24 protein-coding genes and 1 tRNA gene are annotated in these 25,888 nt (G+C 69.1%); 15 read left to right on the forward strand and 10 right to left on the reverse strand.

What is annotated here, in order from left to right:
* Positions 1 to 3 precede the first annotated feature (3 nt).
* The gene (gene mfd, locus AWC18_RS02640; protein ID WP_064997170.1) at positions 4 to 3,648 is read right to left on the reverse strand and encodes a transcription-repair coupling factor; all 3,645 of its coding nucleotides are present in this window, start codon (positions 3,646 to 3,648) and stop codon (positions 4 to 6) included.
* Between the two features lie 59 nt (positions 3,649 to 3,707).
* Complete coding sequence (locus AWC18_RS02645) at positions 3,708 to 4,310, reverse strand: TetR/AcrR family transcriptional regulator (RefSeq protein WP_064997169.1); 603 nt, start codon at positions 4,308 to 4,310, stop codon at positions 3,708 to 3,710.
* Positions 4,311 to 4,397: 87 nt separating this feature from the next.
* Between AWC18_RS02645 and AWC18_RS02650 the strand changes: the two genes are divergently transcribed.
* The 10 genes from AWC18_RS02650 to pth all read left to right on the forward strand — a co-directional run bounded on the left by AWC18_RS02650 (position 4,398) and on the right by pth (position 11,091).
* A tRNA-Gln gene (locus AWC18_RS02650) sits at positions 4,398 to 4,469 on the forward strand.
* Positions 4,470 to 4,573: 104 nt separating this feature from the next.
* Complete coding sequence (gene glmU, locus AWC18_RS02655) at positions 4,574 to 6,046, forward strand: bifunctional UDP-N-acetylglucosamine diphosphorylase/glucosamine-1-phosphate N-acetyltransferase GlmU (RefSeq protein WP_082961011.1); 1,473 nt, start codon at positions 4,574 to 4,576, stop codon at positions 6,044 to 6,046.
* Between the two features lie 109 nt (positions 6,047 to 6,155).
* Complete coding sequence (locus AWC18_RS02660; protein ID WP_064997167.1) at positions 6,156 to 7,136, forward strand: ribose-phosphate diphosphokinase; 981 nt, start codon at positions 6,156 to 6,158, stop codon at positions 7,134 to 7,136.
* A gap of 1 nt (position 7,137) precedes the next feature.
* Positions 7,138 to 7,482, forward strand: a complete 345-nt coding sequence (gene arsC, locus AWC18_RS02665; protein WP_064997166.1) for an arsenate reductase (glutaredoxin) — start codon at positions 7,138 to 7,140, stop codon at positions 7,480 to 7,482.
* Positions 7,482 to 8,132, forward strand: coding sequence for an LpqN/LpqT family lipoprotein (locus AWC18_RS02670; protein WP_207504737.1), 651 nt, complete (start codon positions 7,482 to 7,484; stop codon positions 8,130 to 8,132). Before arsC ends, AWC18_RS02670 begins: the two co-directional genes overlap by 1 nt.
* 58 nt (positions 8,133 to 8,190) lie before the next feature.
* Positions 8,191 to 8,550, forward strand: coding sequence for a heme-binding protein (locus AWC18_RS02675; RefSeq protein ID WP_064997165.1), 360 nt, complete (start codon positions 8,191 to 8,193; stop codon positions 8,548 to 8,550).
* Complete coding sequence (locus tag AWC18_RS02680; protein ID WP_064997164.1) at positions 8,550 to 8,822, forward strand: hypothetical protein; 273 nt, start codon at positions 8,550 to 8,552, stop codon at positions 8,820 to 8,822. The genes AWC18_RS02675 and AWC18_RS02680 overlap by 1 nt, the downstream gene beginning before the upstream one ends.
* Positions 8,823 to 8,849: 27 nt before the next feature.
* The gene (locus AWC18_RS02685; protein WP_085137470.1) at positions 8,850 to 9,722 is read left to right on the forward strand and encodes an oxidoreductase; all 873 of its coding nucleotides are present in this window, start codon (positions 8,850 to 8,852) and stop codon (positions 9,720 to 9,722) included.
* A 139-nt stretch (positions 9,723 to 9,861) separates the two neighbouring features.
* Positions 9,862 to 10,494 (forward strand): 50S ribosomal protein L25/general stress protein Ctc, encoded by a 633-nt coding sequence (locus AWC18_RS02690; protein WP_085137623.1) that lies wholly within the window; start codon positions 9,862 to 9,864, stop codon positions 10,492 to 10,494.
* 12 nt (positions 10,495 to 10,506) lie between these two features.
* Positions 10,507 to 11,091, forward strand: a complete 585-nt coding sequence (gene pth / locus AWC18_RS02695; protein ID WP_085137472.1) for an aminoacyl-tRNA hydrolase — start codon at positions 10,507 to 10,509, stop codon at positions 11,089 to 11,091.
* A 126-nt stretch (positions 11,092 to 11,217) separates the two neighbouring features.
* Here the strand turns inward: pth and AWC18_RS02700 are convergent, their stop codons facing one another.
* From AWC18_RS02700 to AWC18_RS02710, 3 genes are all read right to left on the reverse strand, one after another.
* Entirely contained in the window at positions 11,218 to 12,852 is a 1,635-nt protein-coding gene (locus tag AWC18_RS02700) for a fatty acyl-AMP ligase (protein ID WP_064997161.1), read from the reverse strand.
* Positions 12,853 to 13,099: 247 nt separating this feature from the next.
* Positions 13,100 to 14,062, reverse strand: coding sequence for a 4-(cytidine 5'-diphospho)-2-C-methyl-D-erythritol kinase (locus AWC18_RS02705; RefSeq protein WP_082961010.1), 963 nt, complete (start codon positions 14,060 to 14,062; stop codon positions 13,100 to 13,102).
* A gap of 63 nt (positions 14,063 to 14,125) precedes the next feature.
* Positions 14,126 to 15,589 carry a PE-PPE domain-containing protein gene (locus AWC18_RS02710; RefSeq protein ID WP_064997159.1) on the reverse strand — a complete coding sequence of 488 codons (1,464 nt, stop codon included), beginning with the start codon at positions 15,587 to 15,589 and terminating at the stop codon, positions 14,126 to 14,128.
* Positions 15,590 to 15,745: 156 nt separating this feature from the next.
* Here AWC18_RS02710 and AWC18_RS02715 point away from each other — a divergent pair, with 156 nt between their 5' ends.
* Entirely contained in the window at positions 15,746 to 16,570 is an 825-nt protein-coding gene (locus AWC18_RS02715) for a serine/threonine-protein kinase (protein WP_085137474.1), read from the forward strand.
* Here the strand turns inward: AWC18_RS02715 and rsmA are convergent.
* The 3 genes from rsmA to AWC18_RS02730 all read right to left on the reverse strand — a co-directional run bounded on the left by rsmA (position 16,495) and on the right by AWC18_RS02730 (position 19,483).
* Entirely contained in the window at positions 16,495 to 17,427 is a 933-nt protein-coding gene (gene rsmA, locus AWC18_RS02720) for a 16S rRNA (adenine(1518)-N(6)/adenine(1519)-N(6))-dimethyltransferase RsmA (protein ID WP_234806406.1), read from the reverse strand. The two genes, AWC18_RS02715 and rsmA, sit on opposite strands and share 76 nt — an antisense overlap.
* Positions 17,409 to 18,527, reverse strand: coding sequence for a resuscitation-promoting factor (locus tag AWC18_RS02725; protein ID WP_085137478.1), 1,119 nt, complete (start codon positions 18,525 to 18,527; stop codon positions 17,409 to 17,411). Before AWC18_RS02725 ends, rsmA begins: the two co-directional genes overlap by 19 nt.
* Before the next feature lie 110 nt (positions 18,528 to 18,637).
* The gene (locus AWC18_RS02730) at positions 18,638 to 19,483 is read right to left on the reverse strand and encodes a TatD family hydrolase (protein ID WP_208858310.1); all 846 of its coding nucleotides are present in this window, start codon (positions 19,481 to 19,483) and stop codon (positions 18,638 to 18,640) included.
* An 18-nt stretch (positions 19,484 to 19,501) separates the two neighbouring features.
* Here AWC18_RS02730 and metG point away from each other — a divergent pair, with 18 nt between their 5' ends.
* The 4 genes from metG (at position 19,502) to AWC18_RS02750 (ending at position 24,585) form a co-directional block, all read left to right on the forward strand.
* The gene (gene metG, locus AWC18_RS02735) at positions 19,502 to 21,043 is read left to right on the forward strand and encodes a methionine--tRNA ligase (RefSeq protein ID WP_085137482.1); all 1,542 of its coding nucleotides are present in this window, start codon (positions 19,502 to 19,504) and stop codon (positions 21,041 to 21,043) included.
* A 192-nt stretch (positions 21,044 to 21,235) separates the two neighbouring features.
* A complete protein-coding gene (locus AWC18_RS02740; RefSeq protein ID WP_085137484.1) occupies positions 21,236 to 22,414 on the forward strand; it encodes an NAD(P)/FAD-dependent oxidoreductase in 1,179 nt (392 codons plus the stop codon).
* Positions 22,411 to 23,316 carry an RNA polymerase sigma-70 factor gene (locus tag AWC18_RS02745; RefSeq protein WP_085137486.1) on the forward strand — a complete coding sequence of 302 codons (906 nt, stop codon included), beginning with the start codon at positions 22,411 to 22,413 and terminating at the stop codon, positions 23,314 to 23,316. The genes AWC18_RS02740 and AWC18_RS02745 overlap by 4 nt, the downstream gene beginning before the upstream one ends.
* Before the next feature lie 12 nt (positions 23,317 to 23,328).
* Entirely contained in the window at positions 23,329 to 24,585 is a 1,257-nt protein-coding gene (locus AWC18_RS02750) for an aminodeoxychorismate synthase component I (protein WP_085137488.1), read from the forward strand.
* Positions 24,586 to 24,590: 5 nt separating this feature from the next.
* Here AWC18_RS02750 and AWC18_RS02755 read toward each other — a convergent pair whose 3' ends face one another.
* The gene (locus AWC18_RS02755; RefSeq protein ID WP_064996934.1) at positions 24,591 to 24,989 is read right to left on the reverse strand and encodes a DUF6632 domain-containing protein; all 399 of its coding nucleotides are present in this window, start codon (positions 24,987 to 24,989) and stop codon (positions 24,591 to 24,593) included.
* A gap of 50 nt (positions 24,990 to 25,039) precedes the next feature.
* Positions 25,040 to 25,879, reverse strand: coding sequence for a 16S rRNA (cytidine(1402)-2'-O)-methyltransferase (gene rsmI, locus AWC18_RS02760; protein ID WP_064996933.1), 840 nt, complete (start codon positions 25,877 to 25,879; stop codon positions 25,040 to 25,042).
* Positions 25,880 to 25,888 lie beyond the last annotated feature (9 nt).

Below are 25,888 nucleotides of genomic sequence, written 5' to 3' on the forward strand. Positions count from 1 at the left end.
TGGCTACCGTACTGCGGGCACCGCGCCGGTGACGTCGACCTGACCCTGCGGTTTGCCGGCCAGTGCTGAAATCAGATCGGCCACCATCTGGACGAGTTCGATGTCGCGGATCCGGGGAGCACCGACGGGCGCCCCGGCACCGCCGGCCCGCGGGATTGGGACCTGCACCGTGGCGGTGGTGGCACGGTAGCTGGCCGACGGATACATCCGCTTGAGCCGCAACTGGGCGGAGTCCGGCAGCGTCATCGGGGCCAGCCGCAGCGTCGTCGCCGACGCAGCCGAGACCTCGGTGATCCCGGCGGCGCGGCACAGCAGCCGCAGCCGGGCCACCGCCACCAGCCGGCCGGCCGGTTCGGGAAGCGGCCCGTAGCGGTCGGTGAGTTCCTCGACCACCGCGGCGATCTCGTCGTCGCCGGGGGCGGCGGCCAACCGCCGGTAGGCCTCCAGCCGCAGCCGGTCGGAATTGATGTACTCCGGCGGCAGGTGGGCGTCGACGGGCAGGTCGATCCGGACGTCCTTGACCTCCTCGGTGGTGACCGTCTCGCCGTTGAACGCCGCTCGATAGGCCTCGACGGCCTCACCGACCAGCCGTACGTACAGGTCGAAGCCCACCCCCGCGACGTGGCCGGACTGCTCCACCCCCAGCACGTTGCCGGCGCCGCGAATCTCCAGGTCCTTCATCGCCACCGCCATGCCGGCGCCCAACTCGTTGTTCTGAGCGATGGTGGCCAGCCGGTCGTGGGCGGTCTCGGTCAGCGGGCTCTCCCGTGGGTAGAGGAAGTAGGCGTAGCCGCGTTCCCGGCTGCGTCCCACCCGGCCGCGTAGCTGATGCAGCTGCGACAGCCCGAAGGTGTCGGCACGTTCGACGATCAGGGTGTTGGCGTTGGAGATGTCCAGGCCGGTCTCGATGATGGTGGTGCACACCAGGATGTCGTATTCCCGGTTCCAGAAGCCCTGCACCGTGGTTTCCAGCATTTCCTCGGGCATCTGGCCGTGTGCCACCACCACCCGGGCCTCGGGCACCAGCGCGCGCACTCGAGCGGCGGCCGCATCGATGGAGCTGACCCGGTTGTGCACGTAGAACACCTGGCCGTCGCGCAGCAGTTCCCGGCGCAGCGCCGCGGCGACCTGCTTGTCGTCGTGCGGGCCGACGTAGGTCAGCACCGGATAGCGGTCTTCGGGTGGGGTCAGGATCGTCGACATCTCCCGGATGCCGGCCAGGCTCATCTCCAGGGTGCGCGGGATCGGAGTGGCGCTCATGGTGAGCACGTCGACGTGGGTCCGCAGGGCCTTGATGTGCTCCTTGTGCTCGACGCCGAACCGCTGTTCCTCGTCGACGATCACCAGTCCGAGGTCCTTCCAGCGCACGCCGGTCTGCAACAGCCGGTGGGTGCCGATCACCACGTCCACGGAGCCGTCAGCCAGGCCCTCGATGGTGGCCTTGGACTCGCGGGCATCGGTGAAACGCGAGAGCCCCTTGACGGTGACCGGGAAGCCGGCCATCCGGGTGCTGAACGTCTGCAGATGCTGGTCGGCCAGCAGCGTGGTGGGCACCAGCACCGCGACCTGTTTGCCGTCCTGGACGGCTTTGAACGCCGCACGCACCGCGATCTCGGTCTTGCCGTAGCCGACGTCGCCGCAGATCACCCGGTCCATCGGGACCGGCTTTTCCATGTCGGCCTTGACCTCACTGATCGCGGTGAGCTGGTCGATGGTCTCGGTGAACCCGAACGCATCTTCCATCTCGGCCTGCCACGGGCTGTCCGGGGCGAACGCATGGCCGGGTGCGGCCTGGCGTTTGGCGTAGAGCGCGACCAATTCGTCGGCGATCTCGCGGACGGCCTTGCGCGCCTTGGTCTTGGTCTGGCTCCAGTCGCTGCCGCCGAGCCTGCTCAGTGCCGGGGCCTGGCCGCCGACGTAGCGGGACAGCTGATCCAGGGAATCCATCGGCACATAGAGCTTGTCGGTGCCGTTTGCGCCGCGCTTGCCGGAGGCGTATTCCAGCACCAGGTATTCGCGGCGCGCCCCGCCGACGGTGCGCTCGGTCATCTCCACGAACTTGCCGATGCCGTGCTGGTCGTGCACCACCAGGTCGCCGGCGGTCAGTGCCAGCGGGTCAACGGCGTTGCGGCGCTTGGCCGCCAGCCGTTTGCCTTCCGGCCCGCTGACCCGGTTACCGGTGAGGTCGGCTTCGGTCACCACGACCAGATTGGCGCCGGGGATCACCAGGCCCTCGTGCAGCGGGCCCTTCAACACCCCGACCACTCCGGACTGCGGGGCCGCGCCCGCCTCCAACAGCGTTGCCGCCGTTTCGGATTCGGCCAGCTGCTCCACGATCCGCCGGGCCGTGCCCACGCCGGGCGCGACCACCGCCGCCCGTCCCCCGGTCGCGATGTGCGCCCGCAGCATGGCGAAGATCTCGTCGATGTCGCGCTGCCGGCCGCGGGCCGACGGCGACGCGCGCACGTCGAGTTCGATCGCATCCGGGCTGGGCAGCTGGCTCAGTGTCCACCACGGATGGCCGGTGTCGAGTGCGGTCTGACGCGCCTGTTCGAAGTCCCGGAATCCCGAGCCCCCGAGCTGTTCGATGTCGATCGGCGCCTCGCCGCCGATCGCGGCAACCGACCAGGACGCCTCCAGGAATTCGCGTCCGGTCTTGATCAGGTCGGCGGCGCGGGCGCGGATCTTCTCCGGGTCGCAGACCAGCACCGGGGTGCCCGGACGCAGGTGATCGGTCAGCAGCACCTGCGGGCCGGGCTTTAGCACCGGTCCCAGCGCCTCCATGCCGTCGACCGGGATGCCTTCGGCGAGCTTGGCCAGCATGTCGCCGACGGTGCCCAGCACGGCGTTGTCGGTCTGCGGTTGATCGCGCGCCAGCTCGGCCGCGCGGGCCCGCACCTCATCGGTGAGCAACAGTTCCCGACAGGCCACCGCGACCACGGTGCCGACTTCGACCTCGGGGATGGAGCGCTGATCGGCCACCGAGAACGGCCGGATCTCGGTGACCTCGTCGCCCCAGAACTCGATGCGCACCGGATGTTCGGCGGTCGGCGGGAACAGGTCGAGGATGCCGCCGCGGACCGCGAACTCGCCGCGTTTGCCCACCAGGTCCACCCGGGTGTAGGCCAGCTCGACCAGCCGGGCGATCACCTCTTCGAAGGCGATCTCGTCGCCGACGGCCAGCATGACCGGCTCGATCGCGTCCAGTTGGGCGATCATCGGCTGCAGCAGGGAGCGGGCCGTGGTCACCACCACGCGCAGCGGCGGCCCCAGGCGGGCGTCGTCGGGCCGGGCCAGCCGGCGCAGCAGCAGCAGGCGCGCGCCGACGGTGTCCACCCCGGGCGAGAGCCGCTCGTGCGGCAACGTCTCCCACGACGGGAACAGGGCCACCGTGTCGCCGTAGACGCCGCGCAACTCCGCGGTCAGGTCGTCGGCCTCGTGGCCGGTGGCGGTGACCACCAACAGCGCGCCGGCGTGCGAGAGCGCGGCGGCGGTGAACAGCCGCGCGCCGACCGGTCCGACCAGCGCGAGTTCGCTGGGAGGATCGCCCGCGCGCTCGATGAGTTCAGCGAAAGCCGGCGCGGTCAGCGCCAGTTCGACGAGCCCCGCAATCGGGTTTTGGACAGTCTGGTACCCCGGTGCGGTCATGATGTGGGCAATTCTAGGCGGTGTGGCGCGGGCCGACGATTTGCGTTGCGGTGCAGGCCTTATTCGTCGTGCAGGGTCGGATCGGACTCCAGGTGAGTCAATCCGTTCCAGCACAGGTTGACCAGGTGCGCGGCCACCACTTCCTTCTTGGGTTCACGTACGTCGAGCCACCACTGGGCCGTCATCGACACCGAACCGACCAGCGCCTGGGCGTACAGCGGGGCGGTCTCGGGGTCCAGGCCGCGCCTGGCGAAGTCGCCGGCCAGAATCGACGACACCTGGCCGATGGCGTCGTTGAGCAGGGTCGAGTAGGTGCCGGAGCTGATCGACGCCGGGGAGTCGCGGATCAGGATGCGGAATCCGTCGGTGTGCTCGTCGACGTAGGTCAGCAGGGCCAGCGCGACGCGCTCGACCCGCAACCGGGACTGGTTGTTGGTGGCCTTGGTCAGCGACGTGGTGATGCCGTCCAGCAACGCCGACATCTCGCGGTCGACCACCACGGCGTAGAGCCCCTCTTTACCGCCGAAGTGCTCATAGACCACGGGCTTGGAGACGTTGGCGCGCTGCGCGATCTCCTCGATGGAGGTGCCCTCATAGCCGCGCTCGGCGAACAGCGAGCGGGCGACATTGATGAGTTGGTGTCGGCGCTCGCTACCTGTCATCCGGGCTCGAGGCGCCCGGCCGTCCTTGTCCAGACCAGCCACGCGACCAGGGTAGTCCGTTGGACTAGAGTCACTGCGGAACACCGATCCGTCGTGGTGTAATCGGCAGCACCTCTGATTTTGGTTCAGATAGTTCAGGTTCGAGTCCTGGCGACGGAGCTCAGATATGCGACCCACCCCTTTGGCGCGACCGTGCACAAAATGACAGGCTAGGCGGCGTGTCGACGCACAAACACGCCCCCTCGCGGCCAGGAGACGGCCCGGTGGCCAGCCAGGACGCCGTAATTGTCCTCGCGGCCGGAGCCGGCACCCGGATGGTCTCCGACACCCCCAAAGTGCTGCATGAGCTGGGCGGGCGCAGCATGCTGGCGCACTGCCTGCACGCCGCCGCCGGCGTCGGACCCGGCCACCTGGTGGTGGTGCTGGGCCACGAGCACGAGCGCATCGCCGGAGCAGTCGACGAGCTGGCCCGGGCCCTGGACTGCCACATCGACATCGCCCTGCAGGCCCAACAGCTCGGCACCGGGCACGCGGTGCTGTGCGGCCTGGGGGCACTGCCCGACGACTTCGCCGGCACCGTCGTGGTCACCTCCGGTGACATCCCGCTGCTGGACACCGCCACGCTGCAGGCCCTGCTCGAAACGCACCGCACCGCCCCGGCGGCGGTCACGGTGTTGACCACCACGATGGCCGACCCCACCGGCTACGGCCGCATCCTGCACACCCAGGACGGTGAGGTCACCGCGATCGTCGAGCAGGCCGACGCCACCGAGTCGCAGCGGCAGATCCGCGAAGTCAACGCCGGGGTGTACGCCTTCGACATCGCCGCGTTGCGTTCCGCGTTGGTCCGGCTGGGTTCGGACAACGCCCAGCACGAGCTGTACCTCACCGACGTGATCGGCATCGTCCGCGGCGACGGTCAGGTGGTGCACGCCCGCCATGTCGACGACGCGGCGCTGGTGGCCGGCGTCAATGACCGGGTGCAACTGTCTGCGCTGGCCGGCGAACTCAACCGCCGCCTGGTGGCCGCCCATCAGCGGGCCGGAGTCACCATCGTCGACCCCACCAGCACCTGGATCGACGTGGACGTGGTCATCGGGCGCGACACCACCGTCGCGCCCGGAACCCAGCTGCTCGGCCGCACCGTCGTCGGTGCGCACTGCACCATCGGCCCGGACACCACCTTGACCGATGTGACGGTGGGCGACGGTGCGTCGGTGATCCGCAGCCACGCCACCTCGTCGTCGATCGGCGCCGCGGCCACCGTCGGCCCGTTCACCTACCTGCGCCCCGGCACCGTGCTGGGCGCGGAGGGCAAGCTGGGCGCGTTCGTGGAGACCAAGAACTCCACCATCGGCACCGGGACCAAGGTCCCGCACCTGACCTACGTCGGCGACGCCGACATCGGCGACCACAGCAACATCGGCGCCTCCAGCGTGTTCGTCAACTACGACGGTCAGACCAAGCGGCGGACCACGGTGGGCTCGCACGTGCGCACCGGCTCGGACACCATGTTCGTGGCGCCGGTCAGCATCGGCGACGGCGCCTACACCGGAGCCGGCACCGTGGTGCGCCACGATGTGCCCCCGGGCGCCCTGGCGGTGTCGGCCGGCCCGCAGCGCAACATCGAGAACTGGGTACAGCGCAAGCGGCCCGGCAGCGCGGCCGCCGCGGCGGCCGACAAGGCGAACAATGCCGAAGAACCCGGCCCGACTCCCCCCGATCTGTCATCGTGAGCTTGATCGCGTTGAGGCAGCCCGAGGCGAGATTTCGCACCGGGCTACGTACCATAAGGCCCGAATTATTTCGACCGAAATCCACAATCTCCTACGGCGGGGGCAGCACGTGAGCCACGACTGGACAGACAACCGCAAAAACCTGATGCTCTTCGCCGGTCGCGCGCACCCGGAGTTGGCGGAGCAGGTCGCCAAAGAACTGGACGTCCCGGTGACGGCGCAGACCGCCCGGGACTTCGCCAACGGCGAGATCTTCGTGCGCTTCGACGAATCGGTGCGTGGCTGCGACGCCTTCGTGCTGCAGTCGCACCCGGCGCCGCTGAATCAGTGGCTGATGGAACAGCTGATCATGATCGACGCGCTCAAGCGCGGCAGCGCCAAGCGGATCACCGCGATCCTGCCGTTCTACCCCTACGCGCGCCAGGACAAGAAGCACCGCGGCCGGGAGCCGATCTCGGCTCGCCTGGTTGCCGACCTGCTCAAAACCGCCGGCGCCGACCGGATCGTCACGGTGGACCTGCACACCGACCAGATCCAGGGTTTCTTCGACGGTCCGGTGGACCACATGCGGGCCCAGCCGCTGCTGATCGGCTACCTCAAAGAGAACTACGGTCACTCCGACGTCGTGGTGGTCTCCCCCGACTCCGGCCGGGTGCGCGTCGCCGAGAAGTGGGCGGACTCGCTGGGTGGGGTGCCACTGGCGTTCATCCACAAGACCCGCGACCCCTTGGTGCCCAACCAGGTCAAGTCCAACCGGGTGGTCGGTGAGGTGCAGGGCAAGACCTGCGTGCTGATCGACGACATGATCGACACCGGTGGCACCATCGCCGCGGCGGTCAACCTGCTGCGCGAAGACGGCGCCAGCAACGTGATCATCGCCGCCACCCACGGGGTTCTCTCGCACCCGGCCGCCGAGCGGCTGGCGGCCTGTGGAGCCAGCGAGGTGATCGTCACCAACACCCTGCCGATCCCCGAAGACAAGCAGTTCCCGCAGCTGACGGTGCTCTCGATCGCTCCGCTGCTGGCCAGCACCATCCGGGCTGTCTTCGAAAACGGCTCCGTCACCGGCCTTTTCGACGGAGACGCCTGATATGGCTGATGCGGTCATCTACCACAACCCGCGCTGCTCCACCTCACGCAAGACGCTGGAACTGCTGCGCGACAACGGTATCGAGCCGACGGTGGTGGAGTATCTGAAGACCCCGCCGTCGCGTGCCGAGCTGGCGGAGATGATCAGCGCCGCCGGGATCGGTGTGCGCGACGCGGTGCGTACCCGCGAGGCGGTGTACGCCGAGCTGAACCTGGCCGACGCCACCGATGACGAACTGCTCGACGCCATGGCCGCCAACCCCATCCTGATCCAACGGCCCTTCGTCGTCACCGGCAACGGCACCCGGTTGGCCCGTCCTATTGACGCGGTCCGCGAGATCCTGTGATCCCGGTGCGCTTGACGGTCGCGGCATTGGCGTGCGCCGTGGTCGCCTCCGCATCCGGATGCGGCACCAAAACCCCTAACTATCAATCGATTTGGGGTAACGGCAGCACCACCACCACCTCATCTGAGCCGGAGCCCCCGGTCACCGTCGGACGCTACCTGGAGGACCAGGGAGTGACCGCTGAGGCGGTGGCCCCCGACGCACCGACCGACCTGAAGGTGTCGATCCCCACCCCGCCGGGCTGGACGAAGAAAGAAAGCCCGATGCTGCCGGCCACCACTTTGGTGCTGGGCAAGGGCGAGAAGTTCCCCCGCGCGATTCTGAGCGTGGTCAAGCTCACCGGGAATTTCGACTCGAAGGAGGCCATCCGGCACGGCGTGGTCGACGCCCAGCTCTCGCCGAACTTCCGGCTGCTGGACGCCTCGAACGAGGACTACGAGGGGTTCCCGTCATCGATGGTGCAGGGCACCTACGACCTGGATGGCCAACGCCTGCACAGCTGGTTCCGGATGGTGATCGCCACCGGCTCGGCACCTGCCGAACAGCGCTACCTGGTGCAGTTGGCCGTCACCTCCCTTGCTGACGAGGCCCCCAAGAACGCCACCGATGTGGAGTCCATCATGAAGGGCTTCACCGTCGCCGCCAAGTGAGCGCGCACCGGGGCCTGGCTTGTTAGAGTGCGACGCACTCGTCGAAGGGAGTTCCGTCATGCCTTTGATCCGCCTGTCTTTCGCGGGCCTCGGCGCCGCCGCTGTCGCCGCCGGCCTGCTGGCACCGGCCGTGGCGGTGGCCGAACCGCCGCCGAATTGCACCGCCGCCGATCTGGCCAACGTGGTCACCGGCGTCACCGCCTCGACATCGGGTTACCTGTATGCGCATCCCGACGTCAACGAGTTCTACACCACCCTGCGCGACCGGCCGGATGACGAAGTGCCCGAGGCGATTCACAGCTTTTTCGCCGACCACCCGCAAGCCCACGCCGACCTGCTGGGCCTGCGCCAGCCGCTGGCCGATTTCCGCGCCCGCTGCGGATTGCCCCAGCCCGAGCACCCCCTGCTGGACCAGTGATGGCACGCCGGATCTGGGTGATGGCAGCACTGGCCCTGACCAGCCTGCCGGGCGCGGTGGTCGTGTTCACTCCGGCCGGTACCGCCCAGGCGCAGGGCTGCGTCGCGGTGGGCCGCCGCGTGTATGTCAGCGGATGTGCCGACCCGGTGCCCCCGCCGGCCTACTACGCGCCGCTGCCCGAAGACGTGCCGCCGCCGCCTCCTCCGCCACCGCCGGTCAACACCTGCGTGGGCTACAACGGCCGTTGGGTGCACGCCAACAACTGCAACTGAGCGCACCGGCTCGCTAGAGTGCCGGTCATGAAGTCCTGGACCGCGCACGATCTGCCGTCGTTCGCCGGACGGTCGGTCATCGTCACCGGAGCCAACAGCGGTCTGGGTGCCGTGACCGCGCGTGAGTTGGCCCGAGTCGGCGCCGCCGTCACCCTGGCCGTCCGCGACACGTCCAAAGGCCAGGCCGCCGCGGCGGCCATGCCCGGCGACGTGACCGTGCGCGCCCTGGATCTGGCGGACCTGTCCTCGGTGCGGCGATTCGCCGAGGAGACCGCGAACGTCGACGTGCTGATCAACAACGCCGGCATCATGGCGGTGCCCTACGCCAAGACCGTCGACGGCTTCGAGAGTCAGATCGGCACCAACCATCTGGGGCATTTCGCGCTGACCAATTTGCTGCTGCCCAAACTCACCGATCGGGTGGTGACGGTGTCGTCGGTCATGCACCAGATCGGCTCCATCAACCTCAAGGACCTCAACTGGGAGTCGCGGCGGTACTCGGCGTGGCGGGCCTACGGTCAGTCCAAGCTGGCCAATCTGATGTTCACCAGCGAGCTGCAGCGCCGGCTCGTGGCGGCGGGCTCCCCGCTGCGCGCACTGGCCGCCCACCCCGGCTATTCGTCCACCAACCTGCAGGGCCAGACCGGCAATACGGTCGGCGACCTGCTGATGCGTGCCGTCGGCAACGGCCTGTTCGCCACCAGCCCCGACTTCGGTGCGCGGCAAACCCTCTATGCGGCCTCGCAGGAGCTGTCCGGCAATACCTTCGTCGGTCCGCGGTTCGGTATTCTCGGCCACCCCGGGTCGGTGGGCCGCAGCCTGTCGGCCAAGCGTGGCTCTACCGCAGCCGAGCTGTGGGAGCTGTCCGAGCAGCTCACCGGGGTTCGATTTCCGCTCTGAACTGCTGATGCGCTAGCCTGACCAGGCGTCACGGCGAGGGCGGCCACCCTATCGGCCGCCGTTATCGGCGAGGACCTCCTGGATGGTTGTCGCGATCTGGCCGTGCCTGATGCACGCCGCAGCAACCAAGGAGCTCCCCATGGCGAACACCCCGACCACCAACCAGCTGACCGTTTCGGTGCGCACCGAAACCGGCAAGGGCGCCTCGCGCCGGGCCCGCCGCGCCGGCCTGGTCCCCGCGGTCCTCTACGGCCACGGCACCGAACCGCAGCACCTGGCCCTGCCGGCTCACGACTTCGCGGCTGTGCTGCGCCACGCCGGCACCAACGCCGTGCTCACCCTCGACATCGAGGGCAAAGAGCAGCTGGCGCTGACCAAGGCCGTCGACGTCCACCCGATCCGTCGCACCATCCAGCACGCCGACCTGCTGGTCGTGCGCCGCGGTGAGAAGGTCACCGTCGAGGTGCACGTCGTCGTCGAGGGCGACGCCGCACCGGGCACCCTGGTCACCCAGGAGACCAACGCCATCGAGATCGAGGCCGAGGCGCTCTCGATCCCTGAGCAGCTGCCCCTTTCCATCGAGGGCGCTGAGGCCGGCACCCAGTTCACCGCTGGCGGCCTGGAACTGCCTAAGGGCGTCACCCTGGTCTCCGACCCCGAACTGCTGCTGGTCAACGTGATCGAGGCCCCGAGCGGCGAGGAGCCGGCCGAGGGCGAAGCTGCGGGCGAGGAAGCCGGCGCGGGCGAGGCCGCGGCCGCAGAGTCCGAGTAAGCCGAGCACCACGTGGCCGAGTCACCACCGATTCTGGTGGTCGGCCTGGGCAACCCGGGCCCGAACTACGCACGCACCCGGCACAACGTCGGCTTCATGGTGGTCGACCTGCTCGCCGAACGGGTCGGGGCGGCGTTCAAGCTGCACAAGAAGTCGGGTGCCGACGTGGCCACCGGGCGCCTCAGCGGGCGCCCGGTGGTGCTGGCCCGGCCACGCTGCTACATGAATGAGTCGGGCCGCCAGGTGGGCCCGCTCGCCAAGTTCTATTCCGTGCCCGTCGAGTCCGTCGTGGTGATCCACGACGACCTCGACCTGGATTTCGGCCGGATCCGGCTCAAACAGGGCGGCGGAGAGGGCGGTCACAACGGCCTGCGCTCGATCGCGACGGTGTTGGGCAGCAAGGACTTTCAGCGAGTCCGTCTTGGGATCGGCCGCCCACCCGGTCGCCAGGATCCGGCGGCATTCGTGCTGCAGGCGTTCACTGCCCGGGAGCGCGAGGAGCTGCCCACGATCTGTGAGCAGGCCGCCGACGCCGCCGAGCTGCTGATCGAGCTGGGGCTGGAGCCGGCCCAGAACGTCGTCCACGCCTGGGGCTGACGCACTTCCCGCCCGAGCACTTTCTTTCGCGCGAGCCTTTTCTTCCGCCGAGCGTGCGCACTTGTACGCACTGGCCCGGCGTGTCGCGTACAGACGCGCACGCTCGCGGCAAAAGGGAGTGGGGCTCTAGGTGACCAGGGCGACGGAGTTGGCCCGGCGCAGCTTGCCCGACGGCGTCTTGGGAATGCTGCCCGGCCCGAGCACCACCACGTTGCGGGGCCGCATGTCGACCTCGGTGACCACCTCATGGGCGACCTGGTGCTCGATCCGGCGGACCTCGGCGGGGTCCTGCCAAGCATTGGACTCCACCGCAACCGCGAACGTCTCCCGCGAGTGCCCGGCGTCCAGGCGCACCGCGACCGCGCAACCCGGTCGCACACCCTCGACGCGGCCCGCAGCCCGCTCGATGTCGGTCGGGTAGATGTTGCGGCCCGCCATGATGATGACGTCCTTGACCCGACCACACACCACGACGTGGCCGTTCTCCATCAGGTAGCCCAGGTCGCCGGTGTCATACCAGCCGTGTTCGTCCTGCGCCGGCAGGAAGCCCGCCATGGTCAGGTAGCCCGGGGTCACCGGCTCACCGCGAAGCTGGATGACTCCCACCCCGCGCGGCGGCAGCGAGTTGCCGTGTTCGTCGACGATCCGGATCTCGATGCCCTTCAGCAGCGGCCCCAGCGAGGCCAGCCGCCGGGTGTTGCCCTTGGTGGCCGGCACCGCCTGGCGCAGCGCGGCCAGCAGGTCGGCGTCGACCTCGTCGACCACCAGGCCCGCACCGCACTTGGAGAACGACACCGCCAACACCGTTTCGGCCATGCCGTAGGCCGGCAGGATGGCGGACGGCTTCAACCCGAACGGCTTGCCCGCGTCGATCAGGTCCTCGACGTCGGCCGGCTCCACCGGCTCGGCGCCCGAGAGCGCGAACCGCAAGGTGGACAGGTCGAACTGGCCCGGGGTGGCCTGCTTGCGCAGGCGCTTGGCGAACAGCGCATAGGCGAAGTTCGGGGCCGCGGTCATGGTGCCCTTGTACTTGTCGATGAGCTTGGCCCACAGCAGGGTGTCCCGCAGGAAGTCCATCGGGGTGATCTTGACCAGCTCGGCGCCGAAGTACATCGGCACGGTCAGGAAGCCGATCATGCCCATGTCGTGGAAGCACGGCAGCCAGCTGATCATGACGTCCTTCTCGACGTCGTACTCGGCGCTGATGAACATCGCCTCGGCGTTGGAGTAGATGTTGCGGTGGGTGATCTGCACGGCCTTCGGCGACCCGGTCGATCCCGACGTCAGCTGCATCAGCGCCAGATCGTCCTCACCGGCTTCTTCCGGGTCGATCGGCTCGGCGGCCAGCAGGTCAGCGACCGTGACGACCTTCAGCCCCTTCTCTTCCAGCACGGGGGCCGCGGCCATGAACGGGTCGGAGATGATGACCGCCTTGGCGTCGATCATGTCGACGACGGTCATGGTGTCCTCGGCCCACACCGCCAGGTCGGTGCGCGGGGTGGGCTGGTGCAGCATGGTCAGGCTCGCGGCGCGCATCCACACGCCCTGGGCGGTGGGAGCGATTTCAACCGGGGCACCGGCGAGCACCCCGACCGCGTCCCCGGGGCCGACGCCGGCCGCAGCCAGCCCGCCGGCGATACGCCGGGCGCGTTCATGGACCTCGCCCCAGGTGTGCCGGACGGGTGCGTGCGGCTCACCGGTGACCATGCCCTTGGACGACTCCCGGGCACTACGGAACATGTTGTCGGTAAACCTGCTCACGACGGCCTCCTAGCCGGCACCAGTACTTTCCATACGGGCTCAGATTTCATGTTCCACCTGCTTCTCGCGACTCTGCGAGAGACACACGCGCACAATTCGGTGGCGGTTAGATCTCGATACCGTAATGCGCGGCCCACCAGAGCGGCGAGCGTCTGGGTGGCAAGGTTCCTGGCCGCAAATTATCACCGCGCGCCATCTTAAACTCCTCTTAATCCCCGGGCAAATCTCCTCGCGGAGGAGTGTCGTGTCAGGCCCCGCTGACCGACGACGGCACCACCCGGGCCCCGTAGACCGGGCCGCTGGCCACCCGCACCGCCCGCCCCACGCCCAGCGCCGACAGCTCGACGGCGACGTCGGCCGCCGAGTCCGCCGAGCGGCACAGGAACGCACACGTCGGGCCGGAGCCGGACACCACACCAGCCAGGGCGCCCGCCTGCACACCGGCGCGCAGGGTCCGGCGCAGGTCCGGGTTCAGGCTGAGCGCCGCCGCCTGCAGGTCATTGCCGAGCAGGCCGGCCAGCCGCTGCGGGTCCCCGGCGGCCAGGGCGGAGAGCACCGGCTCAGGATCGCCCGATTCCGGCAGCTTGCGTCCGCTGTCGCGCAATCGGTCCAGCTCACGGAAGACCGCCGGCGTGGACAGCCCACGGTCGGCGAACGCCAGCACCCAGTGGAACGTCTGCCGGGTCAGCACCGTCGCCAGTTCCTCGCCGCGACCGGTGCCCAACGCCGTGCCGCCGTGCAACGCGAACGGCACGTCGCTGCCCAGCCGCGCGGCCAGGGAGTGCAGGTCGCGGCGCGGCACCCCGAGCTCCCACAGCACATTCATGCCGACCAGCACGGCCGCCGCGTCCGCGCTGCCGCCGGCCATGCCGCCGGCCACCGGAATGGACTTGTCGATGCTGATCGCCACGTCGGGAGCCCGGCCCACGTACTCGGCCATCAGCTCGGCCGCCTGCCAGGCCAGGTTGCGCTCATCGGTGGGCAGCACATCGGCACCCTCGCCGCTGATCCGCAGGGACAGCACGTCGGCGTCGCGGAGGGTGACCTCGTCGGCCAGTGAGACCGCGTGGAACACGGTGGTCAGCTCGTGGTAGCCGTCATCGCGACGGTCACCGACGGCCAGGTAGAGGTTGAGCTTGCCCGGTACCCGCACGGTGACCGAACCGGTCGGGGACCACTCGGTGGCGGTATTGCCGTCGGATGCGGTCACGCCGATGAGACTATCGGTCCCCGGCGTACAGGTACCGGTCTCCCGGCCGAGAATCCCCGCCGATCAGGAGAACAGATCGGAGAAGTCCGCAGCGATGTCGCTGAAGGCGTTGATCAAGACCTCCGCCTCGAACCCGGCGGCCATGGTGACCAGGCCGGTGGTGGCGGCCAGCGGCATCCCGATAGCGCCCAGCAGGTCGCCGTCCAGGAGTTCGTTGAAGAACAGGCTCAGGTTGTAGGCCGGCAGCGTGGTGAGCAGCGAGTTGATGATGTCGGCAGTCGGCAGCAGTGTCGCGTACAAGGTCGAGGCGGCACCGCTGACCGTGTTGACGACGTCCATCAGGCTCGGCAGCGAGAAGTCCGCGGGGCCGCCGCCCAGGTCGAACAGCTCGGTTACGTCGCTGGAACCGATGTCCTGCAGGGCGGCGATGAAGTCGTTCCAACCCTGCTGGGCGCCGTTCGCCAGGGCGGTGAGCACGTCGAGCGGGTTGACGTCGGGGAACAGACCGAACGGCGTGGAGATGTCCGCCGGACCCTGGTCCCAACCGTTTTCGATACTGCCGTAGCCGAGGTTGACCAGTACCCGCAGGACGGGCTGCAGCAGGTCGGCGAACGCGTCGCCGAATGCGTTGCCGCGCAACAACTGCAGTAGCGGCAAGTTCTCGGTGGGGATCATGAAGTACTGGTTGCTGCCGGTGTAGCCCTCGGAGACCGAGAGCTCGATGGCGCTCGCCAGCTGCTCGTCGGTGAGCCTGGGGTAGGTGCCGTGGATGAACATGATGCCCAGGAAGGCATTCAGGTCGGCCAAGAAGTTCAGCGGGTACTTCGGGAAGTCGGCGAAGCCGTCGTACTCCTGGATGTAATTGGCGGTCTCCCAAGGCGTGTCGGACGGGGCTCCCCCGCTGAACGTGACGCCGAGGGCGGCCAGGCTCAGCGGAACCCCGGGCACGTCGAATCGGGACAGCAGGCCGCCGTTGGGGTTGGCCGGGCTGCCCAGCGTCACGAAGGACAATTCGTCGGAGGTCGGGCGTTGGTCCTCGGGCAGAGCCAGCAGCTGGTCCATCACCAGTCCGTTGATGACGCCGCTCTGCGAATAGCCCAGTACGACAAGGTCATTGCCATTGCCGATCTCTTCCAGGATCTTCTGGTAGAGGATGGTGGAGCCCTGCTGCAGCGAGGTGTCCAGCGGCAGCGACTTCACGCCGGTGAGCGGGTACAGCCCCTCGGGGGTGAACAACGGGTTGGTGGCGTCCACCGGGAAGGTCGGCTGGCCTGGAAACTTGGGGACAGCGGGGTCGAGAAAGCGATCGGTGACCGCGGCCAGATACTGCGCAGACGGGATCGGCAGCCCGCTGCCGCCCATGATCCACGATTCGGTGTCCAGCAGCGTCGTCTGGGCCACCACCGTCCTGGCGGTCGCGGTCAGGTCGGGGGCCACCACCGGGGCGACGCCGAGTGCGGCGATCGCGGCCAGGGTCAGAGGTACCGCGGCGGCCGAACGCAGGTTGCGATGGGACAGCGTTGTCATGACGACCTCCCGGTGCGGTTTTTCTCGCGTCGATTATTACTCCGCACCTATGAAATGTCATCGATTTATAGCGATGCGATCATGTTTTTCTCAGTTTTGCGCCGTGGGACTCCCAACCGCGCCGCGGCCGGGTCGCCGCGCCATAGCCTGGGGCCTATGACTTCAGCCGGCGTCGGCCACGGCGGCTACCTGATCGACTACGAGGTCGGGCGCGGCGGGCACGCGTGCGTCTACCGGGCTCATCACCCCAGCCGACCCGAGCGGGCCGTGGCGCTGAAAGTCCTCGACGAGGCGCACCGCTCCCCCGCCGAGCAGGACCGGCTCGCCCGGGAATTCGAGTTCGCCAGGGCTCTCCAGCACCCCCACATCGTCGCGGTGTACCGGCACGGGCCGTTCTGGCTGGCGATGCAATACATCGACGGCGGCAAAGCGACCGACCTGCGGACGCTCGGAGACCGGTTGGCCGCCCTGACCCAGATCGCCGACGCGCTCGACTACGCGCACCGCCGCGGCATTGTCCACAGTGACGTCAAGCCCGCCAACATCCTCATCCACGCAGACTTCGACCGGGCCGGGGCGGTGCTGACCGACTTCGGGGCGGCCCACGCCGTCGTCGAAGACGTCTGGCACCGCCATTCCGGAAACCCCGAAGTCTCGCTGCCCTACACCGCGCCGGAGATCTTGCGGGGCAAGGCCCCTACGGCGGCCAGCGACGAGTACGCCCTGGCCTGCACGGCGGTGGAACTGCTCACCGGAGCACCGCCGTTTCCCGCCCGCAGCGCCGCCGATCTCGCCGATGCGCACCTGCGGCTGTTACCGCCGCCCATGTCGGACACGCTCGGTCCGGCGGCGCGGGCAGCCGATGTGGTGGTGCAACGTGCGCTGGCGAAATTTCCGGCGCGCCGCTACGAGTCCTGCGCCGACTTCGCCTCGGAGTTGTCCCGTGCGCTGCTGTCGCACCCCGGGCCGGCCGAGATCTGAACCAGGCGAACGAAGTCGGCGATCGCCAGCGTCTCGCCGCGACTCATCGGATCGATGCCCGCCGCCTCCAACAGCTCGGCAGACCGGGTGCCCGATCCCGCCCAGTCGGCGAACGCGTTGCGAACGGTCTTGCGGCGCTGGGCAAACGCGACGTCGATCGCGGTGAAGACCTGACGGCGAAAGGCGCCGTCGACGGGCCATGGAGCGGTGTCGTACCGGTCGATGCGCACCAGCCCGGAATTCACCCGCGGTACGGGCCAGAACACACTCGGCGGCACGGTTCCGCAGCGGCGCACCGTACCGAAGAAGCGCGCCTTGGCGCTGGGCACTCCGTAGTCTTTGCCGCCCGGCTCGGCGGCCAGTCGCTCGGCCACCTCCAACTGCACCATGACCGTCACGGTGCGGATGGAGTCGAACTCCGACAGCAGATGCAGTAACGCCGGAACCGCCACGTTGTAGGGCAGATTCGCCACCACCGCCGTCGGCGCGGTCGCCACCTCGTCACGACGCAGGGTCAAGACGTCGCGGCCGATCACCTCCAGCCGGGCCGCCTCAGCGGGTGCGTGTTCGGCGACGGTCTGCGGCAGCCGGGCAGCCAGCACCGGATCCTTCTCGACGGCGATCACCGTGGGGCCCTGCTCGAGCAGCGCCAGGGTCAACGAGCCCAGTCCAGGACCGACCTCAAGGACGTGATCGTCAGCGGTGACACCGGCGCCGTCGACAATGCGGCGCACTGTGTTCGCGTCGTGAACGAAGTTCTGCCCCAACGATTTGCGGGGCCGCAGGTCGAGTTCGTTTGCCAGGGCTCTGATGTCACCGGCCCCGAGAAGCCCGATGGTCAGCGCCTCCCGCTGCACACCGGCCAGGCGCCCCAGCCCTGGCGGGCCTGGGTGACCTCGGCGATCGCGATCTGCTCTTCACGGGTGGCCATGTCCGCGCGCGGCGCGTATTTCAGTCCGCCGTTGGCGATCCAGGTGCCGTAGTCGAACTGCACACCACCGTAGAAGCCGTTGCCGGTGTTGATCGACCAGTTTCCGTGCGACTCGCAGTTGGCGATGCGGTCCCAGACCGCTCCGTAAATCGACGGGGGGACCTCGGTGCCGGGTTTGGCGCCGACCCGCAGCACCGACTCGCGCGCCGGGGTCACCACGGTGTTGGCGACCGGCAGACGGCCCGTCTCGGCGCCGTTGATGGTGGCCACCGAGTAGGTCACATCCTGGGTGCCGGGGGTGCCCGGGTCCTCGACCACCTGACGGCTGATGTTCATCTCCGGGTCTTCGATGCGCCGGGCGGGCGGCGGAAGCGGCACCCGCTCGGTGACCTGCTTGACGCGGATCCGCGTCACCTGGATCGCCATGCCTTCGGTGACCGGCGTCGATGCCGGCGGGATGACCTTGTCGGCCTGTTCCAGCGGGGCGCCGTCGGCGGCCAGCAGTTCGCCGACATTCGGCGCAGCCAGGTGCACCGTGCGCACCATCCCGCCGTCGTCGATCGTGACGTTCTTGGCGCTGACGACCGGCAGCGCCATGCCGGCCAGCGGGACCCGGCTGCCGCGCGACGCCGCGGCGGGGGCGGTGTCGGTCATCGACAGCTGGGCCAGCGCCTCGTCCACCGAGAGCGCCGTGGTCCAGACCTGCTGGGGCTCACGACCGTCCAGGGACACCTGCAGCGGGCGGCCGCGGCGGACCATGATCGTGTCGGAGTCGTGCACGTGCGCGTTGCGGGCGGGGCTCACGTCGTCGCGCTCACCGAGGTTGAAACCGTTCTCGGCGATGACGTCGATCACCCGGGAGCGCATGGTCGTGACGGTGATCGGGCTTCCATCGACATCCAGCGTCACGGTCTTGACGCTGGCGACGGCAAAGCCGCCGGCGAAGGTCAGCACCAGCAGTAAAGCGCCGACCAGAAGCCGCAGCATCGGCGAGGGCGCCTGATGCAGCCTGGTCAAAGCGTTCAAAACAAAAACCTCACAAAACGGGGATGGGGGCCTGCGCGATGCCCAAGTTCGATAACGGAACGGTAACGAACTCCACTGGGGTCGGCAACCAAATGTGACCTGCTCGACCCTCAGCCCAGCCCGTACACCCGCCGGGCATTGCGGTTCGTGACGTCCGCCAGCTCAGCCGCCGAAGTTCCCAGCAGCTCGGCCAACGCTCTGACAGTGTATGGCAGACAGTAGGGCTCGTTCGGTGCACCGCGGTACGGATGCGGAGTCAAAAACGGCGCGTCGGTCTCCACCAGCAACTGCCCGTCCGGAATCAATGCTGCCGCTTCCCGCAGGTCATGGGCATTTTTGAAGCTGACCGTGCCGGACAGGCTCAAGATCCACCCGGCGTCGATGCAGGTGTGAGCCATCGCCGGTCCAGACGAGAAACAGTGGAAGATCACTGTCTCGGGAGCGCCCTCGGCGCGCAGCACGTCGAGCACGGCGGCGTCGGCGTCACGGTTGTGGATCATCAGTGGTTTGCCGGTGCGTTTGGCCAAGTCGATATGCCAGGCGAAGGCCTCGCGCTGGACCTGGGGATCCGGACAGCCCTCCAGGCGCCCGGGCCAGTAGAGGTCCATTCCGGTCTCCCCGATCGCCACCACGCGTTGATGGGCGGCCAGCGCCTCGATCTCGGAGCGGGCCGCGTCGGTCAGGGTGTCGGCCCGGGTGGGATGCAAGGCCACGGCGGCGTAGACCCGGTCGTCGGCGTCGGCGGCCTGGGTCACCCAGCGCGCCGACTCCAGGTCGTCGGCGACCGTCACCGCCGCCTGCACCCCGACCGCGGCGGCCCGGTCCATGATGGCGCGCAACGACGCAGCGTCGGCGGCGCCGCAGGCGTCCAGGTGCGTGTGTGCGTCGACCAGCGGGCTCAGCGGCTCCGGTGCCGGCGGTGGAGATTTGCCTGATCGTTTCGAGCTCACCCGCACACAATAGGGTGGTCGGTGATGAAGCCTTTCTACGTCACCACTGCGATCACCTATCCCAACGGTGACCCGCACATCGGCCACGCCTACGAGTACATCGCCACCGACGCGATCGCCCGGTTCCACCGGCTCGACGGATTCGACGTGCGCTACCTGACGGGCACCGACGAGCACGGGCTGAAGATGGCCGAGACCGCCGCCGCCGAGGGCATCCCGACCGCGGAGCTGGCGCGGCGCAATTCCGATGTGTTCGAGCGTCTGCAGCGCAAGCTCAACATCTCCTTCGACCGGTTCATCCGCACCACCGATGCCGACCACCTGGAGGCCTCCAAGGCGATCTGGCAGCGCATGGTCGACGCCGGCGACATCTATTTAGACGCCTACTCCGGCTGGTACTCGGTGCGCGACGAGCGGTTCTTCACCGAGGGCGAGACCACGCTGAACGCAGACGGGTCCCGGGTGGCCAACGAGACCGGGGCGCCGGTCACCTGGACCGAGGAGCAGACCTACTTCTTCCGGCTGTCGGCCTACGCCGACCGGCTGCTGGCGCACTACGAGGCCAACCCGGACTTCATCGCCCCCGACGTGCGCCGCAACGAGGTGATCAGCTTCGTCTCCGGCGGCCTGCGGGACCTGTCGATCTCGCGCACCTCGTTCGACTGGGGCGTGCCGGTGCCCGGGCATCCCGACCACGTCATGTACGTCTGGGTGGACGCGCTGACCAACTACCTGACCGGGGTCGGCTATCCCGACACCGACTCGGAGACCTTCCGCCGGTACTGGCCGGCCGATCTGCACATGATCGGCAAGGACATCATCCGGTTCCACACCGTGTATTGGCCGGCATTTCTGATGTCGGCAGGAGTCGAGTTGCCGCGCAGGGTTTTTGCGCACGGCTTCCTGCTCAACAGCGGCGAGAAGATGAGCAAGTCGGTGGGCAACGTGATCGACCCGGTCGAGTTCGTCGACAAGTACGGCGTCGATCAGGTGCGCTACTTCCTGCTGCGCGAGATCCCCTTCGGGCAGGACGGCTCCATCTCCGACGAGGCGATGATCGGCCGCATCAACGCCGACCTCGCCAACGAGCTGGGCAACCTGGCGCAGCGCTCGCTGTCGATGGTGGCCAAGAACCTCGACGGGGTGGTGCCCGCGCCGACGGCGCAGGGCGCGGACGACGAGGAACTGCTGGCGCTGGCCGACGCGCTGCTGGACAAGATGCGGGCGGCATTTCGCACCCAGGCCATGCACCTGGGCCTAGAGGCCATCTGGCAGATGCTGGGCGCGGCCAACCGGTACTTCTCGGCCAACGAGCCGTGGAAGCTGGCCAAGAGCGAGTCGGCGGCCGATCAGGCCCGCTTCGGCACGGTTTTGTACACCACCCTGGAGGCGGTGCGGATCGCGGCGCTGCTGGTGCAGCCGGTGATGCCGGAATCGGCGGGCAAACTGCTGGACCTGCTGGGCCAGACCAGCGAGCAGCGGATGTTCACCGCGGTGCCCGAGCGCCTGGCGCCGGGCCTGACGCTGCCGGCACCGTCCGGGGTGTTCCCGCGCTACCAGCCCTGACCGCCCTGTTCTCCCCCGTTTCTCCCCCGTTTCTCCCCGCGAGCAGACGCGAAAGCCCCCTTTTCGGGCCCGAAAAGGGGGCTTTCGCGTCTGCTCGCCAGGGGGGCTGGACCAGTGATCTGGGCCACAGGCTGTCACATCCGGGCGTCGCGCGGTGTCTTGAGGGCATAACCCAAGAGACAGGAGCACCTCATGACACGCATCCAGGTCGCCATCATCGGCGGCGGCTACGCAGGCACCCTGGCCGCCAACCGGCTGCGCCAGCACCCCGACGTCGACATCACCCTGATCAACCCGCGCCCGGCATTCGTCGAGCGGATCCGGCTGCACCAGTATGTGGCCGGCACCGGAACGGCCACCGTCGACTACCTCGAACTGCTCGGCGACGGAGTACGGCTGCTGGTTGACTCGGCCACCCGGATCGACGCCGCCGACCGGCGCATCCAACTGGCGTCGGGAACCGTGCTGCGCTACGACTACCTCCTCTACGCGGTGGGCAGCACCGGGGCGATCACCCCGGCCGTTCCCGGCGCCGCCGAATTCGCCTACTCCATCAGTGAATTCGAGTCCGCCTCCCGGCTGCTGACCCGGCTCGGCGAGCTGCCACTGGACGCGCCGGTGACGGTGGTGGGTGGTGGACTGACCGGAATCGAGGCGGCCTCTGAGCTGGCCGGCCAGGGCCGTCACGTGACCCTGGTCTGCGGCGAGATGCTGGGGCCGTCCCTGCACGCGGCGGGTCGGCGCTCGGTGGCCAAGGCCCTGCGCAAGCTCGGTGTCGACGTGCGGGAGGCGGCCGTCGTCGCCGAGGTGCGCGCCGACGCGCTGGTGCTGCACGACGGCACCGTGCTGCCCAGCGCGGTGACGGTGTGGACGGCGGGCTTCGGCGTGCCGGACTTGGCCGCGGCCAGTGGACTGGCCACCGACGCGCTGGGCCGGCTGCTCACCGACGAGACCCTAACCAGCATCGACAACCCGTGGATTGTGGCGGCCGGGGATGCCGTGGCGCCCGCGGGCCAGCCGCTGCGGATGAGCTGCCAGGCCGCACTGCCGTTGGGCGCCCAGGCCGCCAACACCGTGTTGTCCCGCATCGCCGGCACCTCACCGGCCGCGGTGGACCAGGCGTTCGCCGCCCAGTGCATCAGCGTGGGCCGCAATGCGGCGACCGTGCAGCTGTCCCGCCGCGATGACACCCCGATCCGGGCGTTCGTCGGTGGCCGGCTGGGCGCTGTGGTCAAGGAGGCGATCTGCAAGTACACCGTCAGGTGGATTCGCGATGAGGCGGCCAAGCCGGGCTCGTATCGTTGGATGAAGGGCAGCACTCGAGCGGCCCGCATCACCCAGGACCAGGCGGAACGGGGGGCTGCGGTGTGACAGGCGAACATGCCGAACGCTTCACCGAACTGCGGCCACTGCTGTTCACCATCGCCTACGAGATCCTGGGCTCGGCAACAGAATCCGACGACGTCCTGCAGGACAGCTACCTGCGCTGGGCCGAAGTGGATCTGGACGAAGTCCACGACATCAAGGCGTACCTGGCCAGCCTGGTCACCCGTCAGTCGCTGAACGCGTTGCGGGCCGGTGCGCGGCGCCGCGAGGAGTATGTCGGCCCGTGGCTGCCCGAGCCGCTGCTGCTCACCGAGCACGACCCCTCGGCCGATGTCCTGCTGGCCGAATCGGTCTCGATGGCCATGCTGGTGGTGCTGGAGACGCTGAGCCCCGAGGAGCGGGCGGTGTTCGTGCTGCGCGAGGTGTTCGGTTTCGACTACGACGAGATCGCGGCCGCGGTGGGCAAATCCGCGGCCGCGGCTCGCCAAGTCGCGCACCGGGCCCGCAACCATGTCCAGGCCCGGCGACCGCGCTACGCCCCGGCAGATCCCGAGGAGAGCACACGGGTCGCCGCGGAGTTCATGACCGCGGCGGCCGGCGGCGACCTCACGACCGTGCTGTCGATGCTGGCACCCGACGTGGTGTGGACCGCCGACGGCGGCGGCAAGGCCAGCGCGGCCCGGCGGCCGGTCGTCGGCGCCGAAAAGGTCGCCCGCGTGGTCATCGGGCTGTTGCGGCACGGCGCGCAGATGCCCTACGTCCGGGTGGAGATGGGCGTCTGCAACTCCTCACCCGCGGTGCTGCTCTACAGCGCCGACCGGCTGGAGGGCGTGTTCACCATCGAGATCGTCGACGGGCTGATCACGAACTTCTACGCGATGCGCAACCCGGACAAGCTGGCGGCGGTGGCGGCAGCCCGCGAGATCACCCGCGGTGCAGACGTCTGACAAGCTAGTGCCGTGCGGATCGAGCGGCTGGGCGACTTGGGGGCAGCCCCGGAGGTGCTGCGTCGGATCGGCGCCGCCACCGACCGGCATAGGCTGCCGTCGCCGGCCGCACTGACCGGCGAGTGGTTCGGCTCACGTGCGGTGATCGCGCCCAGCGTGGCCGTGGAGCCGGTCGGCCCCGGTGAGGTGTTCGACGTCGGGGTTCCGCAGGCCGCGGGTGCGCCGACCGGCGCGGTGGGCGGCGGCTGGATCGGATATCTGTCCTACCCCGATGCCGGCGCCGACGGTCTGGGCCCCCGCATCCCCGAGGCCGCCGGCGGGTGGAGCGACTGCGTGCTACGCCAGGACGAGGCCGACGGCCAGTGGTGGTTCGAAAGCCTGTCGGGTGCGGCGATGCCGAGCTGGCTGGCCGAGGCGCTGGTGACTCCTGCCCCGGCGCGGGGCTGCCGGATCTACTGGGAGAACCCGGACCGCCAAGCGCACCGCGCCGCGGTGCTGGCCTGCCTGGAGGCCATCCGGTCCGGTGAGGTCTATCAGGCCTGCGTGTGCACCCGCTTCACCGGCACCGTCACCGGCGCCGCACTGGACTTCTTCGCCGACACGGTGGCCCGCACCGGGCCGGCGCGTGCGGCCTACGTCGCGGGCGGCTGGGGCGCGGTGGCCTCCCTGTCTCCGGAGCTGTTTCTGCGCCGCCGCGGTCAGGTCGTGGACTCCAGCCCCATCAAGGGCACCCTGCCGCTGTACGCCCGCCCGTCGGCGCTGCGCGCGTCGACCAAGGACGTCGCGGAGAACATCATGATCGTGGACCTGGTCCGCAACGACCTGGGCCGCGTGGCGGTCACCGGCACGGTCACGGTGCCCGAACTGTTGGCGGTGCGACCCGCCCCGGGTGTCTGGCATCTGGTGTCGACGGTCTCAGCCCGGGTGCCAGAACACCTCGGAATGGCGGAGTTGCTGGATGCGACGTTCCCGCCCGCGTCGGTGACCGGAACCCCCAAACATCGTGCCCGCCAGTTGCTTTCGGAGTGGGAACTGTCGCGCCGCGGCGCCTACTGCGGAACGGTGGGGTTGGCGTCACCGGTGGCCGGTTGTGAACTCAACGTCGCGATCCGCACCGTGGAGTTCGACGACGCCGGCGGCGCGGTACTGGGGGTCGGCGGCGGAATCACCGCGGACTCCGACGTCGACGCCGAGTGGCAGGAGTGCCTGCACAAGGCCGCCCCGATCGTCGCCGACGGCCAGTCCCAGGAACGCAGCACCGCGTCGTAGGCGCCCTAGCCGGTGGCGCGACGACGCGGCATCAGCAGTGCCAGCACCAGCGCCACGATCACCAGGGCCGGCACGTCACCGACCAGATGACCGCGCTCGCCCGGGTCGCCGATCGCCTGCGCGGTCATGATCGCGGCGTGCACGACGCTGGAGACCACCGTGAACCAGATGAGGCTGCGGTGGGCCAGCGGATCGCGCGCGGCGAATAACAGGAACACCCCGAGCGTGGCGTAGATGCCAATGATCATCACCAGATAGTGCGACGAGTCCGCGCCGGCATGGCCCCAGGCCCAGCCCGCAGGCCAGAACACGGTCAACGGATAGAACGCGACGACGAAGAGCAGGCCAACGACAGTCAGCGCAACCCGCAACGCAGTCGATTCCGTCGTGTCATTCGGCGTCATACGCATCCTCCCTGGCCAGGAAGCTAGGCAAAGCCTAACGGCGCAGCAGGTCACTCCGGGCGAGAACGCAGCACCGCGTCATAGAGCTCGCGTCGCGACACCGCGGCCGACGCATCGGCGATCACCTGCGCGCAGGCGTCCTTGACCCGCATGCCCTCACCGGCCAGCGTGTTCACCTCGGCCACCAGCGCGGCCAGGTCGGCCCGCGGCGTCGCCCCGGCCAGCACCACGGTGATCTCCCCCAGCACCCCGTCGGCAGCCCAGTCGGCCAGCTCGGCCAGCGTCCCGCGCCGCACCTCTTCATGGGTCTTGGTCAGCTCCCGACAGACCACCGCGCGGCGGTCCCCGCCGAGTTCGTCGACCGCGTCTCGCAGGCAGTCGGCCAGCCGGCGCGGCGACTCGAAGAACACGCAGGTGCGCCGCTCATCGGCCAGCCCGGCCAGCCACGACCGTCGCGCCGCCTGTTTGCGGGGCGCGAAGCCTTCGAAGCAGAACCGCTCGGAGGCCAGCCCGGACAGCGCCAGTGCGGTCGTCACCGCCGACGGGCCCGGCAGGCAGGTCACCGGCAGTCCGGCGTCGGCGCACGCGGACACCAGTCGGTAGCCCGGGTCGCTGATCAACGGCATCCCGGCGTCGCTGACCACCAGCACGGTGGACCCGGCCTCGATGTCGGCCAGTAACGCCGGCACCCGCGTGGCCTCGTTGGCGTCGAACAGACTGACCACCCGACCGGTGATCTGCACGTCGAGGGACTTGGCCAGCGTCCGCACCCGCCGGGTGTCCTCGGCGGCCACCACGTCGGCGGTGCGCAGCGCTTCGACCAGCCGTGACGACGCGTCGCCGGGCTGGCCCAGCGGGGTGGCACCCAGCAGCAATCGACCCTCGGCCATGGCGCACAG

The organism is Mycolicibacter nonchromogenicus, from assembly GCF_002101775.1.
Classification (GTDB): Bacteria; Actinomycetota; Actinomycetes; order Mycobacteriales; family Mycobacteriaceae; genus Mycobacterium; species Mycobacterium nonchromogenicum.